At 72.6% G+C, this 13,072-nt stretch carries 11 protein-coding genes; 8 read left to right on the top strand and 3 right to left on the bottom strand.

The window, feature by feature from the left end; genetic code table 11:
* Positions 1-9 precede the first annotated feature (9 nt).
* Complete coding sequence (locus ACH34S_RS17700) at positions 10-1,353, top strand: FtsX-like permease family protein (RefSeq protein ID WP_395953745.1); 1,344 nt, start codon at positions 10-12, stop codon at positions 1,351-1,353.
* A 90-nt stretch (positions 1,354-1,443) separates the two neighbouring features.
* Complete coding sequence (murJ, locus tag ACH34S_RS17695) at positions 1,444-3,282, top strand: murein biosynthesis integral membrane protein MurJ (RefSeq protein ID WP_395953744.1); 1,839 nt, start codon at positions 1,444-1,446, stop codon at positions 3,280-3,282.
* Between the two features lie 63 nt (positions 3,283-3,345).
* On the opposite strand, the gene ACH34S_RS17690 is transcribed toward murJ, so the two are convergent.
* Positions 3,346-4,890, bottom strand: coding sequence for an MFS transporter (locus ACH34S_RS17690; protein ID WP_395953743.1), 1,545 nt, complete (start codon positions 4,888-4,890; stop codon positions 3,346-3,348).
* Positions 4,891-5,034: 144 nt separating this feature from the next.
* On the opposite strand from ACH34S_RS17690, the gene ACH34S_RS17685 reads away from it, so the two are divergent.
* Together ACH34S_RS17685 and ACH34S_RS17680 are read left to right on the top strand one after the other, a co-directional pair.
* Entirely contained in the window at positions 5,035-5,424 is a 390-nt protein-coding gene (locus ACH34S_RS17685) for an OB-fold nucleic acid binding domain-containing protein (RefSeq protein ID WP_395953742.1), read from the top strand.
* A 34-nt stretch (positions 5,425-5,458) separates the two neighbouring features.
* Positions 5,459-6,205, top strand: coding sequence for a DUF3159 domain-containing protein (locus ACH34S_RS17680; protein ID WP_395953741.1), 747 nt, complete (start codon positions 5,459-5,461; stop codon positions 6,203-6,205).
* Positions 6,206-6,237: 32 nt separating this feature from the next.
* On the opposite strand, the gene ACH34S_RS17675 is transcribed toward ACH34S_RS17680, so the two are convergent.
* Both ACH34S_RS17675 and ACH34S_RS17670 read right to left on the bottom strand, forming a co-directional pair.
* Complete coding sequence (locus tag ACH34S_RS17675; protein WP_138643749.1) at positions 6,238-6,897, bottom strand: TrkA family potassium uptake protein; 660 nt, start codon at positions 6,895-6,897, stop codon at positions 6,238-6,240.
* Positions 6,897-7,562 (bottom strand): potassium channel family protein, encoded by a 666-nt coding sequence (locus tag ACH34S_RS17670; protein ID WP_395953740.1) that lies wholly within the window; start codon positions 7,560-7,562, stop codon positions 6,897-6,899. The genes ACH34S_RS17675 and ACH34S_RS17670 overlap by 1 nt, the downstream gene beginning before the upstream one ends.
* A 257-nt stretch (positions 7,563-7,819) precedes the next feature.
* Between ACH34S_RS17670 and ACH34S_RS17665 the strand changes: the two genes are divergently transcribed.
* The 4 genes from ACH34S_RS17665 to ACH34S_RS17650 all read left to right on the top strand — a co-directional run bounded on the left by ACH34S_RS17665 (position 7,820) and on the right by ACH34S_RS17650 (position 13,026).
* Positions 7,820-9,856 (top strand): APC family permease, encoded by a 2,037-nt coding sequence (locus ACH34S_RS17665; RefSeq protein WP_395953739.1) that lies wholly within the window; start codon positions 7,820-7,822, stop codon positions 9,854-9,856.
* Positions 9,849-11,198 (top strand): class I SAM-dependent RNA methyltransferase, encoded by a 1,350-nt coding sequence (locus ACH34S_RS17660; RefSeq protein WP_395953738.1) that lies wholly within the window; start codon positions 9,849-9,851, stop codon positions 11,196-11,198. Before ACH34S_RS17665 ends, ACH34S_RS17660 begins: the two co-directional genes overlap by 8 nt.
* A gap of 47 nt (positions 11,199-11,245) precedes the next feature.
* Positions 11,246-12,436, top strand: a complete 1,191-nt coding sequence (locus ACH34S_RS17655; RefSeq protein WP_395953737.1) for a GNAT family N-acetyltransferase — start codon at positions 11,246-11,248, stop codon at positions 12,434-12,436.
* An 89-nt stretch (positions 12,437-12,525) separates the two neighbouring features.
* Positions 12,526-13,026 (top strand): DUF6221 family protein, encoded by a 501-nt coding sequence (locus tag ACH34S_RS17650; protein WP_395953736.1) that lies wholly within the window; start codon positions 12,526-12,528, stop codon positions 13,024-13,026.
* The last annotated feature ends 46 nt before the right edge of the window (positions 13,027-13,072 follow it).

Genomic DNA, 13,072 nt, shown 5'->3' with positions numbered 1-13,072 from the left:
CAGTTGGCGATGAGCTCACTGCGCAAGCGGACGGGCGCGTTCGTCGCGAGCTTCCTCGCGATGTTCCTCGGCTCGGCGATCATCATGGCGTTCGCGTCGATGCTGGACACGGCGGAGGCGAGCGGCGCGACCGGGACCGCCCGGGAGACCCTCGTGATCATGGCGAACGTGGTCGGCGGCTGGGGGCTGCTGCTGGTGGTCTTCGCGGTCACCTCGACGCTGACACTGTCGGTCCGGCAGCGGGCCGCGGAGATGGCGCTGCTGAAGAGCGTCGGCGCGACCCCGGCGCAGCTCCGCCGGATGATCGTCGGTGAGGCCGCGGGCCTGGCCGTCGTGGCGGCGCTGCTCGGGATCGTCCCCGGGATGCTGATCGGCCGCGGGCTGCTCGGCATGCTGCACGACACCGACCAGGTCCCGGCGGACGTCGGGTACAGCTTCGGGCCGGTGGCGCTGTCCATGGGCATCGGGATCACGGTCGTCTCGGCGGTCGGCGCCGCGCTGATCACGGCGCGCCGCACGACCCGCGTCCGGGTGACGGAGTCGCTGGCGGACGCCGCCGTCGACACCGGGAAGCTGAGCAAGAAGCGCATCGTGTTCGCGGTGATCTTCCTGCTCATCGCCGTGCAGCAGGCGGTCATCACGATCACCGTGATGGACGGCAAGGGCAGCGACGCGATGGCGACCTCCGGGCAGGCCGACATCTTCGCCGCGATCGGGCTGGCGCTGCTCGCCCCGGCGATCATGCGGTGGGTGACGGCGCTGGTCGCGGGCCCGCTGCGGCTGTTCGGCGGCGCCGCGGGCGGTCTGGCGGCCGACACCATGCGCCGCCGGACCGGCGCGCTGGCCTCCGCGGTCACCCCGGTCATCCTGTTCGTCGCGACGGCGGTCGGGACACTGTTCCTGCAGGCCACCGAGAACGCGGCGATGGACGCCGCCGGACTCGCCAAGGACAACGAGCAGAAGAACATCGAGACGCTCAACTTCGTCGTCATCGGGATGGTGGTGCTGTTCACCGCGATCATGCTGGTGAACACGCTGATCGCGGCGACCGCGCACCGCCGCCGCGAGTTCGGCCAGGCGCGGCTCGCGGGCGCGACGCCCGGCCAGGTGCTCGGCGGCGTGGCGGTCGAGTCGGCGGTGCTGACGGTGACCGGCGTGCTGGTCGGGACGGTCGCGTCGGTCTTCACGATCGTGCCGTTCGGCCTCGCCCGCCGCGACTCGCTCACCCCGGACGGAAGCGTGTGGACCTACCTCGCGGTGGTCGCGCTCGCCGCCGTCCTCACCGGGGTCACGGCCTACGGCGCGACGCGCAGGGCCGTCCGGGTCCCCGCGGTCGAGGCGGCGCTCAACTGACCAGGCGGGACGATCCTCGGGAAGCCGCGTGGGGGTGCTCATCCGTGAAGGGTGGGCGCCCCACGCGGCATACTGGCGCCTCCGGGGGTGATGACCGTGGACGAGCCCGACATAAAGGACCAGCGCGGCCCGTGGCGCGTCCTGATGCCGGCGGTCATCGAGGAGGCCGAGCGCGCGGAGCCGCCCGGCGAGCCGGAGACCGGGCTCGTCCCGCTCCGCGATCCCGGCGACGTCGGCGACCCGGGGACCGCCGACCGGCCCGGCTCCGAGCGCGACGAGATCGGCGGCGCCGCGCAGGCCGCACCGCCGGGTGTCGCGCACTCCAGCGCCGTCATGGCGATCGGGACGGCCTTCTCCCGCGCCACCGGCTTCCTCCGCACGGTCGTGATCGGCGCGGCGCTCGGCACCGCGCTGCTCGGCGACGCCTACCAGGCCGCCGAGATGATCCCCTACACGGTGTACGAGCTGCTGCTCGGCGGGCTGCTCGCGAGCGTGTTCGTCCCGTTCCTGGTGAAGCGGCGGATGCGGGACGACGACGGGGGAGCGGCGACCGAGCGGCGGCTGCTCGGCGTCGTGCTGCTGGCCCTCGCCGTGCTGACCGTCGTCGCCATCCTCGCCGCCGACTGGCTGATCTCCCTGTACGCGAGCGGATTCGACGGGCGGCAGCGCGAGGTGGCCGTGCTGCTCACCCGGCTCCTGCTCGTGCAGATCTTCTTCATCGGCGTCAGCGGGCTGGCGAGCACGCTGCTGAACGTCCGGCGCCGGTTCGGGGCGCCGATGTGGGCGCCGGTCGTCAACAACCTGATCACGATGGCCGCGGGCCTGCTGTTCCTGTGGGTCGCCGGACGCGGCCGCACCACCGAGACCGTGACCGACGGGCAGCTCGCCCTTCTCGGCCTGGGCTCCGCGTTGGGGACGATCGTGCAGAGCGTCGTGCTCGCATGGACGCTGCGGTCCGCCGGGTTCCGCTGGCGGCCGCGCCTCGACCTGCGCGGCTCCGGGCTCGGCGAGGCGGTGCGGGCCGCGTCGTGGATGCTGGTGTACATCGTCGTCGCGCAGGCGGGCGTCCTCGTGACCGCGAACGTCGCGACGCGCGCCGCCGACCGGGCCGCCGAGGCCGCGGGCCGTCCGGTCGCGGGAAGCGGGCTCGCCACCTACAAGTTCGCGCTCGTCGTGTTCCAGCTGCCGTACGCGATCATCGCCGTGTCGGTGATCACGGCGCTGCTGCCGCGGATGAGCGCGCACGTCGCGGCCGGGCGGCGCGACCTCGTCCGGGACGACTTCTCCCGCGGCCTGCGGCTGTCCAGCGCGCTGCTCGTCCCGCTGTGGCTCGGGATGCTGGTGTTCGCGATCCCCGGCTCGGTCACGTTCTTCGCCTACGGCAGCCTCAGCGTGGACGGGGCGCGCCGCATCGGCCTCGTCCTCATGGTCTTCGCCGTGATGGTCCTGCCGTTCACCCTGCACCAGCTGCTGATGCGCGTCTTCTACGCGCTCGGCGACACCCGCACGCCCGGGCTGATCGCCGTCCCGGCCGGGATCGCGCAGGCGGTGACGGCGTTCGTGCTGCTGTGGCTCGTCCCGGCGCGGCAGGTCGTGCTCGGGCTGCCCGTCGCGTACGGGCTGTTCTACCTGGCCGGCGCGGTGGGCGCGACGCTCGTCCTGCGCAGGCGGCTCGGCGGGATGGACGGCCGCCGCATCCTCGTCGCGCTCACCCGCCTGCACCTGGCCGCCCTGCCCGCCCTCGCGTTCGGTGCGGCGGCCGTCTGGGGGTTCGGCCGGCTGCCGGGCGAGCGGCTCCCCGCCCTGCTCACCGTGGTCGTCGGCGGTCTCGGCGGCGGGGCGCTGTACTTCGCGACCGCGCGGCTGATGAAGGTCCCCGAGATCGGCTACTTCACCGCGATGGCCGCCGCGCGCCTCCGCCGCTCCTGACGGCCCGCGAAACGCCGAAAACGCCGTCCGGTGTGGACGGCGAGTCCGGCGGGACGGGCCCGGTCAGTGGGCGCGGGCCCGGCGGGGGAGGAGGAAGGCCACCAGGAACGCGACGGCGGTGAGGGCGAGGGTCAGCTCGGCGACCCGCTTCGCGGCCTCCAGCGCGGCGGACGGGTCGAAGTGCCCGGCCACCGGCGTGCCGATCGCGCCGAAGAACACCGTGCCGAGGATCGCGATGCCGAGCGAGGCGCCGAGCTGCTGGATCGACTCCAGCGCCGCCGACCCGGACCCGACCTCGTGGTCGGCGATGCCCGCGACGATGATGTCGAACAGCGGGACGAAGATCATCCCCATCCCGGCGCCGAAGAGCAGCAGCGGCGCGACCAGATGCCAGCCGCCGAGGCCCGTCCCGGCCGACTCGAACACCGCGTACAGGGCGACCAGCCCGGCGAGCATCATGCCCAGGCCGATGTGCAGGATCTTCCGGCCGAGGCTGTTCATCGTCATGCCGGAGAACGCCGACCCGGCGAACGCGCCGATCGCCCAGGACGACATCGCCAGGCTGGCGGCGAGCGGCGTGTAGCCGAGCCCGAGCTGCAGGAACAGCCCGACGGCCAGCGAGAACCCGGTGATCAGCCCGAAGAAGACGACGACGAACAGGACCCCGGAGCTGTAGGAGCGGCTGGCGAACACGGTCAGCCGGACGAGCGGCGTCCGGCCGCGGCGGGTGCGGCCCAGCTGGTGCAGCGCGAACGCGGCGAGGACGGGCACCGAGCCGGCGAGCATCGCCAGCGACCAGACCGGCCAGCCCAGCTCACGGCCCTGGACGAGCGGGTAGACGAGCATGCTCATGCCGAGCCCGCCGAGCAGCATGCCGGTGACGTCCAGCCCGCCGGAGCGGTCGGCGTGTCCCCGTGACCGGACGGGGGAGGGCAGCACCCGCGCGCCGACGACCAGCGCGTACGCGCCGACCGGGATGTTGATCAGGAAGATCGCGCGCCAGCCGGTGCCGAGCAGGTCGGCGTCCACCAGCAGCCCGGCGACGACCGGGCCGAGGATCGTGGCCAGCCCGATCACCGGGCCGAACAGCGCGAACGCCTTGCCGATGTCCTTGGCGCCGAACAGGTCGCGGATCAGCCCGAAGCCCTGCGGGATCATCACCGCGGCGCACAGCCCCTGCGCGACGCGCGCGGCGATCAGGCTCTCGGGCGACCAGGCGAACGCGCAGGCCACCGAGGTCGCCACGAACCCGGCGGCCCCCACGAGCAGGACGGGCTTGCGGCCGAACATGTCGCCGAGCCGCCCGCCGGTGAGCAGCGCCACGGCGAGGGCGAGGGTGTATCCGGCGGCCATCCACTGGAGCGCGGAGTAGGACCCGCCGAGGTCCGCGCGGATCGCGGGCGCGGCCACGTTCACGACCGTCGAGTCGAGGAGGTTCAGCAGGGTGGCGGCCAGGACCGCGGAGAGGCCGAGCCAGCGGCGCGGACTCGACGCGGTTCCGGGGGGTGTGGGGGGTCGTCCCCCCGCAGGAACAGGGGCGGCGGTCTCCTGAGGGGCGTCGGGGCGGCTCTCAGATGGTGAGACCGGGGTGTCGAGCGTGGCGGTCACGGCTCTTCCTTCCTGTCGGAGCGGAATGCTCTGTTCCGATAGTAGCAGAACGGAATGCTTCATTCCAACTCCTGCCGAGCGCGAACCGATCGAGGGGCGTGGCAAGGGGTCCGATTCGTCCGGGGATGCCATACGCTTCGAGACATGGACGAGGCATCGGCCGAGCGCGGGAAGGGCGGCCTGCGGCGCTTCCTGCGGCGCATGGCCTCGAGCCGGGCCGAGCTCGAGGCCGAAGACCTGCAGAAATCCTCCGGTGTCGAGGGCGCGACCCCGATCACCGAGTGCGCCGAGCGCAAGCGGCACTGCGTCGCGGGTACGCTACGTACGGTGACGCTCCGTCCGCGGGGCGGCGCCCCGGCCCTGGAGGCCGAGCTGTACGACGGCACCGACGTGATCAGCCTGGTCTGGCTCGGCCGCCGCAAGATCGCCGGCATCGACCCGGGGCGCATGCTGCGCGCCGAGGGGCTGGTCAGCACGCAGGACGGGCGCAAGGTCATGTTCAATCCGCGATACGAGCTGCGCGGCGGTTCGTGAGGCCGCGGCGAGCGGCCGGAACCGGGAGTGCGGCGTGAGCGAAGTCGAAGCGAGCCGGGAGGACGGCGTGGACACCGAGACCGGGGGCCCCTCCGCATCCGGCGCGACCGCCGCACCCGGTACGGCGGGGGAGGGCAAGGACCCGCACGACACCGTCGAGGCGGCCGTGCGCGCCCAGCTCACCAAGGCGCTCGGCGGCGTCCGCGGCATGATCGAGGCGGCCGTACCCACCATCGCGTTCACCGGCACCTACGTCGTGCTCGACGAGATCAAGCCCGCCGTCGCCGCCGGGGTCGGCGCGGCCGTGCTGCTGCTCGCCGTCCGGATCGCGCAGCGCTCCAACCCGCAGTTCGTCCTGAACAGCCTGGTCGGCATCGCGGTCGCCGCGTTCTTCGCGCTGCGCTCGGGCAAGGCCGAGGACGCGTTCCTGCCCGGCATCCTGCTCAACGCCGGCTACGCCGCCGCGATGATCTTCTCGATCGTGGTGCGGTGGCCGGTCGTCGGCTTCATCATCGGCACCGTCACCGGCGACCCGACCGCATGGCGCCGCGACCCCGGCATCGTGCGGCTCTGCTCCAGGCTCACCTGGCTGCTGGTGCTGCCGTGCGCGGCGCGCGTCGCCGTCCAGTACCCGATCTACCTCGCCGACGGCGACCAGAGCGGCCTGCTCGGCGCCGCCAAGATCGTGATGGGCTGGCCGCTGCAGGTCGCGGCGCTGGCCGCCATGGTCTGGCTCCTCGCCCGCGGCCGCACCCCCATCGAACGCAAAGAACCCGCCTAACCGGGAAGGCCAGACGGGTTCCGGGCGTGTGCTCAGTGACCGCCCAGGAGCTCGGCGAGCTCGTCCTCCACGTCCTGGCTGGCGACGAACATCAGCTCGTCGCCCGGTTCGAGCGTGTCGTCCGCCGTCGGGACGAGCACCCGGCCCTCGCGCAGGATCGCCACCAGCGCCGTGTCGCGCGGCCAGGCCACCGACCCGACCCGCTCCCCGCCGAGCGGCGCGTCCTCCGGCAGCGTCAGCTCGACCAGGTTCGCCTCGCCCTGCCGGAACGTCATCAGCCGGACGAGGTCGCCGACGCTGACCGCCTCCTCCACCAGCGCGGACAGCAGCCGCGGCGTCGACACCGCCACGTCCACGCCCCACGACTCGTTGAACAGCCACTCGTTGTTCGGGTGGTTGATCCGGGCCACCACGCGCGGCACCCCGTACTCGGTCTTGGCCAGCAGCGACACCACCAGGTTGACCTTGTCGTCGCCGGACGAGGCGACCACGACCTGGCAGCGCTGCAGCGCGGCGTCGTCCAGCGCGGAGATCTCGCACGCGTCGGCCAGCAGCCACTCGGCGCGCGGCACCATCTCCACCTTGATGGCCTTGGGGCTCTTGTCGATCAGGAGGACCTCGTGCCCGTTCTCCAGCAGCTCCTGGGCGATGGACCGGCCCACCGCGCCCGCACCGGCGATCGCCACCCGCATCAGGACTCCTCCCCGTCCCGCGCCGCGAGGGCGAGATTCACGCGCTCGACGTCGTCGGCGCCCGCCATGATGTGCACGATGTCTCCGTCCTGGATCACGGTGTCCCGATCCGGGACGAGGGCCTCGCCCATCCGCGACAGGAACGCCACCCGCGTGCCCGCGTGCTCCTCCAGCGCGCCGACCTTCTCGCCCACCCACAGGTGCCCGGAGTCCAGCTCGGCGAGGACGACCGCGCCGGTCGGGTCGCGCCACAGCGGCTCGGCGCCCTCGGGCAGCAGCCGCCGCAGGATCTGGTCGGCCGTCCACCGGACGGTCGCGACCGTCGGGATGCCGAGGCGCTGGTAGACCTCCGCGCGGCGCGGGTCGTAGATCCGGGCGACGACGTTGTCGACGCCGAACGTCTCCCGCGCCACCCGCGCGGAGATGATGTTGGAGTTGTCGCCGCTGCTGACGGCCACGAACGCGGACGCGCGCTCGATGCCCGCCTCGGCGATCACTTCCCGGTCGAACCCGAACCCGGTGATGCGGCGGCCCCGGAACCCGCTGCGCAGCCGGCGGAACGCCTCCGGGTTCTGGTCGATGATGGCCACCGAGTGACCCTTGTCCTCCAGGATGTGGGCGAGCGTCGAACCGACCCGCCCGCATCCCATGATCACGATATGCACGGCCGTTCCCTCTGTCCGTCCAGGGGGACGCTCCCCCTGTACCCCCCGCGCCGTCCACGGCACTCGTCGCCGACCGCCCATGCCGTGCCGCACCCGAGGAACGTTTCCAGTGAATGATCCCTACCGGGCTGCAAACCTACACATCCGCCCTGACGAGTACTACCCGGCCCGGCGCCCGCGTCCCGGCCGGGGCGGCGACGGCGACGCCGCCGGGGGCGGGAGGGCGACGTCACGCCCAAGGGCTAGAGTCTCCTCTCGTGTCAAAGGCTCCGGACCTTGTGAAGCGCCTGCTGCTGGGAAGGGCGCTCCGCAGCACCCAGTTGCACGAGCAACTGCTCCCCAAGCGCGTCGCTCTGCCGATCTTCGCCAGCGACCCGCTGTCCTCCGTCGCGTACGCGCCGCAGGAACTGCTGATGATGCTCGCCGTGGCGGGGGCGTCCTTCTACGCGTACGGCCCGTGGATCGCGCTGGCCATCGTGCTTCTGATGGCCGTGGTGGTCGCCTCGTACCGGCAGAACGTGCACGCCTATCCCAGCGGGGGCGGCGACTACGAGGTCGCCACCGTGAACCTGGGGCCGAACGCCGGGCTCACCGTGGCCAGCGCCCTCATGGTCGACTACGTGCTCACCGTGGCGGTGTCGGTCTCGTCCGGGGTTGAGAACATCGGCTCCGCCATCCCCTGGATCGGGGAGAACCCGGTCATCGCGGCGATCGCGATCATCGCACTGCTCACGGTGACGAACCTGCGCGGCGTCCGCGAGTCCGGGATGTTCTTCGCGGTCCCCACCTACGCCTTCGTGATCGGCGTCCTGGCGATGGTGGTGTTCGGCGTGTTCCGGATCGGCGTCATGGGCGACGATCTCACCGCGCCCACCGCCGACCTGGAGATCCGGGCCGAGCAGCACGACCTGGCCGGTCTCGCCGTGGTGTTCCTCCTGCTCCGGGCGTTCTCGTCCGGCTGCGCCGCCCTCACCGGCGTGGAGGCGATCAGCAACGGCGTGCCCGCGTTCCGCAGGCCCAAGAGCCGCAACGCCGCCACGACCCTGCTCATGATGGGCCTCATCGCGGTCACCATGTTCTGCGGCGTGATCGCCCTCGCGCTGAGCTCGGACGTCCGGGTCGCCGAGAACCCGGCGGTCGACCTGGTCCGGAATGGCTCGCCGGTGGGCGAGGGCTACGTCCAGGAGCCGATCCTCACCCAGGTCGCGTCCGCGGTGTTCGGGGACGGCTCGATCGCGTTCATCTACATCGCGGCGGTCACGGCCCTCATCCTGTTCCTCGCCGCCAACACCGCCTACAACGGGTTCCCGGTGCTCGGCTCGATCCTCGCCCGCGACGGCTACCTGCCGCGGCAGCTGCACACCCGCGGCGACCGCCTGGCCTACAGCAACGGCATCATCATCCTCGCGACGATGGCCGGCCTGCTCGTGTACGCCTTCCAGGCCGAGGTGACCAAGCTCATCCAGCTCTACATCGTCGGCGTGTTCGTGTCGTTCACCCTCAGCCAGATCGGCATGGTCCGGCACTGGAACCGGCACCTGACCACCGAGACCGACCCGGCCCGGCGCCGGCACATGATGCGGTCGCGGGTGATCAACGCCATCGGCGGCTCCACCACCGGGTTCGTCCTGGTCGTGGTGCTGATCACCAAGTTCACCCACGGCGCGTACATCGTCTGCATCGCGATGCCGCTGATCTTCCTGCTGATGAAGGCCATCCGGCGGCACTACGACCGGATCGCCGAGGAGCTGGTGCCCTCCGGGGAGGACATCGTGCTGCCCGCCCGCAACCACGCCATCGTCCTTGTCTCCAAGATCCACAAGCCGACGCTGCGGGCGCTGGCCTACGCCCGCGCCACCCGGCCGTCGACCCTGGAGGCGGTCACCGTGTCCGTGGACGCCACCGAGTCCGCCCGGCTCCAGCAGGAGTGGGACGCTCTCGACCTGCCCACCCCGCTGAAGATCCTCGACTCGCCCTACCGCGAGATCACCCGTCCGATCCTCGACTACGTGAAGGGCGTCCGCCGCAGGAGCCCGCGCGACGTGGTGACCGTTTTCCTGCCCGAGTACGTGGTCGGCCACTGGTGGGAGCACCTGCTGCACAACCAGAGCGCGCTGCGCCTCAAGGGCCGGCTGCTGTTCCAGCCCGGCGTGATGGTGGTCAGCGTTCCCTGGCAGCTCGCCTCGTCCGACCGGCTCAAGGGACGGGCCGAGCCGCCCGGGCCCGGTGCGTCCCGGCGGCCGCCGCGGACCGGGGGGCGTCCCGGTGCCGGTAATGTTTCGGAACGTGACTGACCTGGAACCCGACGCCCTGCCCGACGTCCTCGAACTGGAGGTCGGCAACGTCGCCAACGGCGGCTTCTGCGTCGCCCGGCATGAGGGGCGCGTGGTGTTCGTGCGGCACGCGCTGCCCGGCGAGCGGGTGCGGGCGCGCGTCACCGAGCGCGCCAAGAACTTCCTCCGGGCCGACGCCGTGGAGATCATCGAGGCGTCCCCGGACCGGGTCGAGGCGCCGTGCCCGTTCGCGGGCCCCGGACGCTGCGGCGGCTGCGACTGGCAGCACGCCTCGCTGCCCGCGCAGCGCGCCCTCAAGGCCGCCGTCGTCGAGGAGCAGCTCAAGCGCCTCGCCGGGATCGACCGGACGGTCACCGTGGAGGAGGTCCCGTATCCGGTCGATTCGGACGTCGTGCCGCCGCCAGGGCTGGGGTGGCGCACGCGCGTGCAGTTCACCGTCTCCGGCGGCGCCGTCGGGCTGCGGCGGCACCGCTCGCACGACATCGAGCCGATCGACGAATGCCTGATCGCCCACCCGGGCGTCGAGCTGATGGGCATCGAGCGCAAGCGCTGGCCCGGCGCGACCGGCGTCGAGGGCATCGTGTCCGCGACCACCGGCGACCGCCTCGTCGTGCTGCGCGGCCGTGACCGCCGCAAGATCAAGGTCCCGCGGCTGGACGTCCCGGTCCGGCTCGTCCGCGGCAAGCCCGAACCCGGTGCATCGCTCCCTTACGTCCGGGAGGAGGTGTCCGGACGCCTCTACCAGGTCAGCGGCAGCGGCTTCTGGCAGGTCCACCCGGGCGCCGCGCAGCTGCTCGCCGACGCGGTCGTCGACGCGCTCGAACCGAAGCCGGGCGACATCGCCCTCGACCTGTACTGCGGCGTGGGGCTGTTCGCGGGCGTCCTCGCCGACCGGATCGGCAGGGACGGCCTCGTCGTCGGCGTCGAGTCCGACGGGCAGGCCGTCCGCGACGCCCGGTTCAACCTGCGCGACCTGCCGAACGTGTCCATCGAGCGCGGCCCGGTCGAGGAGGTCGTCGCCGACCTGGAGTTCGGCCGCGCGTCCGCCGGGGCGAAGACGCAGAACAAGCGCGGCGGCGGGCATCACCGCGGCGAGCGGCTCCGGCGCGCCGACGTCGTCGTCCTCGACCCGCCGCGCACCGGCGCGGGCCGCGACGTCGTCGAGCACATCACCCGCCTCGCCGGTCGCAAGATCGCCTACGTGTCCTGCGACCCCGCGACCCTGGCCCGCGACCTCGCCTACTTCGGCGAGCGCGGCTGGACGCTGGAGACCCTCCGCGCCTTCGACGCGTTTCCGATGACCCAGCATGTGGAGTGCCTCGCCACGCTCGTCCGCGGCTGACCGGCCCACCTGCGAAAACGGGTTGCGCCGCGGATTACCGTGGAGATGTGATCGAAATCAGGGAGATCCCGGAGGGCGACGCCGACCGCATGGTGGACCTCGCCGGCCTGGTGTTCCACCAGCGCTTCGGGGAGGACGACTACGAACGCGAATCGTGGCCGGTGCGACGGGCCGAACGCGTCGGAGCCTATGACGGCGGCGCCCTGATCGGGCAGCTCGCGTCCATCCCGATGCGCCTCGCCGTGCCGGGCGCGCTCCTCGACTGCTCGGCGGTCACGTTCGTCGGGGTGCTGCCCACTCATCGCCGCCGCGGCGTGCTCACGTCCATGATGGACCGGATGCACGAGGACGCGATCGCCGCGGGCCGTCCGCTCGCCGCGCTCTGGGCGTCGCAGGGCATCATCTACGGGCGGTACGGGTTCGGGCTCGCGACCCGCGCGATCTCGATGGACGTCGACACCTCCCGCCCCCTGGAGCTGCGGACCACGCCCGATCCCGCGCCGCTCCGGCTGGTCGACCCCGCGTCCGCCCCGGAGATCCTCGACCCGATCTACATGCGGGCGCTGTCCGCGCGGCCCGGTGGCCTGGTGCGCGACGCCGAATGGTGGTCGCGTTCGGTCTTCGTCGAGGTGGACCGCGAGGCGCCCGGCTACACCGCGCCGCTCGCCGTCGTCCATCCGGCCGGGTACGCCGTCTACCGCACCCACGGCGGCGGGGACCGGACGGTCCGGGTCACCGACCTCGTCGCCGATACGCCGCAGGTCGAGGCGGCGCTCTGGCGGTACCTGGCGTCGATCGACCTCACCTCACGCATCCACGCGCCGGGCCGTCCGGTGGACGACCTGCTCCCGCACATGGCCGCCGACCCCGACCAGGTCGAGATCAAGGGCGACTACGGCGCGCTCTGGCTCCGGCTGATCGACGTCCCCGCGGCGTTGCGGGCACGTTCGTGGGCCGCCGATGACGCGTTCGTCCTGGAGGTCCGCGACGCCCGCATCCCGGCGAACGAGGGACGCTGGCGGCTGAAGACGGGCCCCGCACCGGCCTGCGAACCGACGACCGAGGCCCCCGACCTGACCTTTTCGGCCGCCGACCTGGCCGCCGTCTATCTGGGCGGCAACCGCGTGCGCGCCCTGGTCCGCGCCGGCGTGGTGGACGAGCACACGCCGTCCGCCGCCGCCCGCCTGGACGCGGCGCTCGCCGTCCCCCTGGCGCCGTTCATCGCCGACGACTTCTGACGCGTCCGCCGGGCGGGTGCGGCCGCACGGCGGACGATCTTGCGGTGGCAGGATCGGTGTCGGCGCGTCGACGGCGGAACGGAGCGGCTGTGAGTGATCTGGTGGAGTTCCTGCGGGCCAGGCTCTTCGAGGACGAGGACACCGCGCGATGGGCGGCCGACTACCGGTCCCGTCCGAGCGGCGGCCCGGACCTGTCCGGGGACGAGCGGTGGCAGTGGGTGGAGACGCATTCGGGGGAGCGGCTCCGGCTGGGGCGGCGGCCGATGGACCATCTGCAGAGGCCGGTCTCGCTGCGGAGCGTCAACGAGTACCCGTGGCAGAGCCGTCCGGGCTTCGGGCCGCACCACGTGCTGGACGTCTCGTTCGTCAAGGAAGGCGTCGCGCTGCACATGGCGCGCCATTCGCCGGCGCGGGTCGTGGCGGAGGTGCAGGTGAAGCGGCGCCTGCTCGAACTGCACTCGCGGATGAACGGGACGGGCGTCTGCCAGGCGTGCGGCGAGCACGTCCGCGAGGGCGGCTGCACGACGCTGCGGCTCCTCGCGTCGCCGTACGCCGACCACCCCGCCTACCGGGCGAACTGGCGCGTGTAACGGTGGCCGGGGGACGCGGCGGTGGATGTTTCCTGGTGTTTCCGCC

The organism is Actinomadura sp. 3N508, assembly GCF_044326375.1.
Lineage (GTDB): Bacteria > Actinomycetota > Actinomycetes > Streptosporangiales > Streptosporangiaceae > Spirillospora.
Note: the sequence above shows the minus strand (reverse complement) of the source record. Positions and strands in the feature narration are given on the sequence as shown.

Bases quoted from the DNA above. Each gene is read 5' to 3' on its own strand.
- ACH34S_RS17700 (WP_395953745.1), top strand. From the start codon at position 10: ATGAGCTCACTGCGCAAGCGGACGGGCGCGTTCGTCGCGAGCTTCCTC.
- murJ (WP_395953744.1), top strand. From the start codon at position 1,444: ATGACCGTGGACGAGCCCGACATAAAGGACCAGCGCGGCCCGTGGCGC.
- ACH34S_RS17685 (WP_395953742.1), top strand. From the start codon at position 5,035: ATGGACGAGGCATCGGCCGAGCGCGGGAAGGGCGGCCTGCGGCGCTTC.
- ACH34S_RS17675 (WP_138643749.1), bottom strand. From the start codon at position 6,897: ATGCGGGTGGCGATCGCCGGTGCGGGCGCGGTGGGCCGGTCCATCGCC.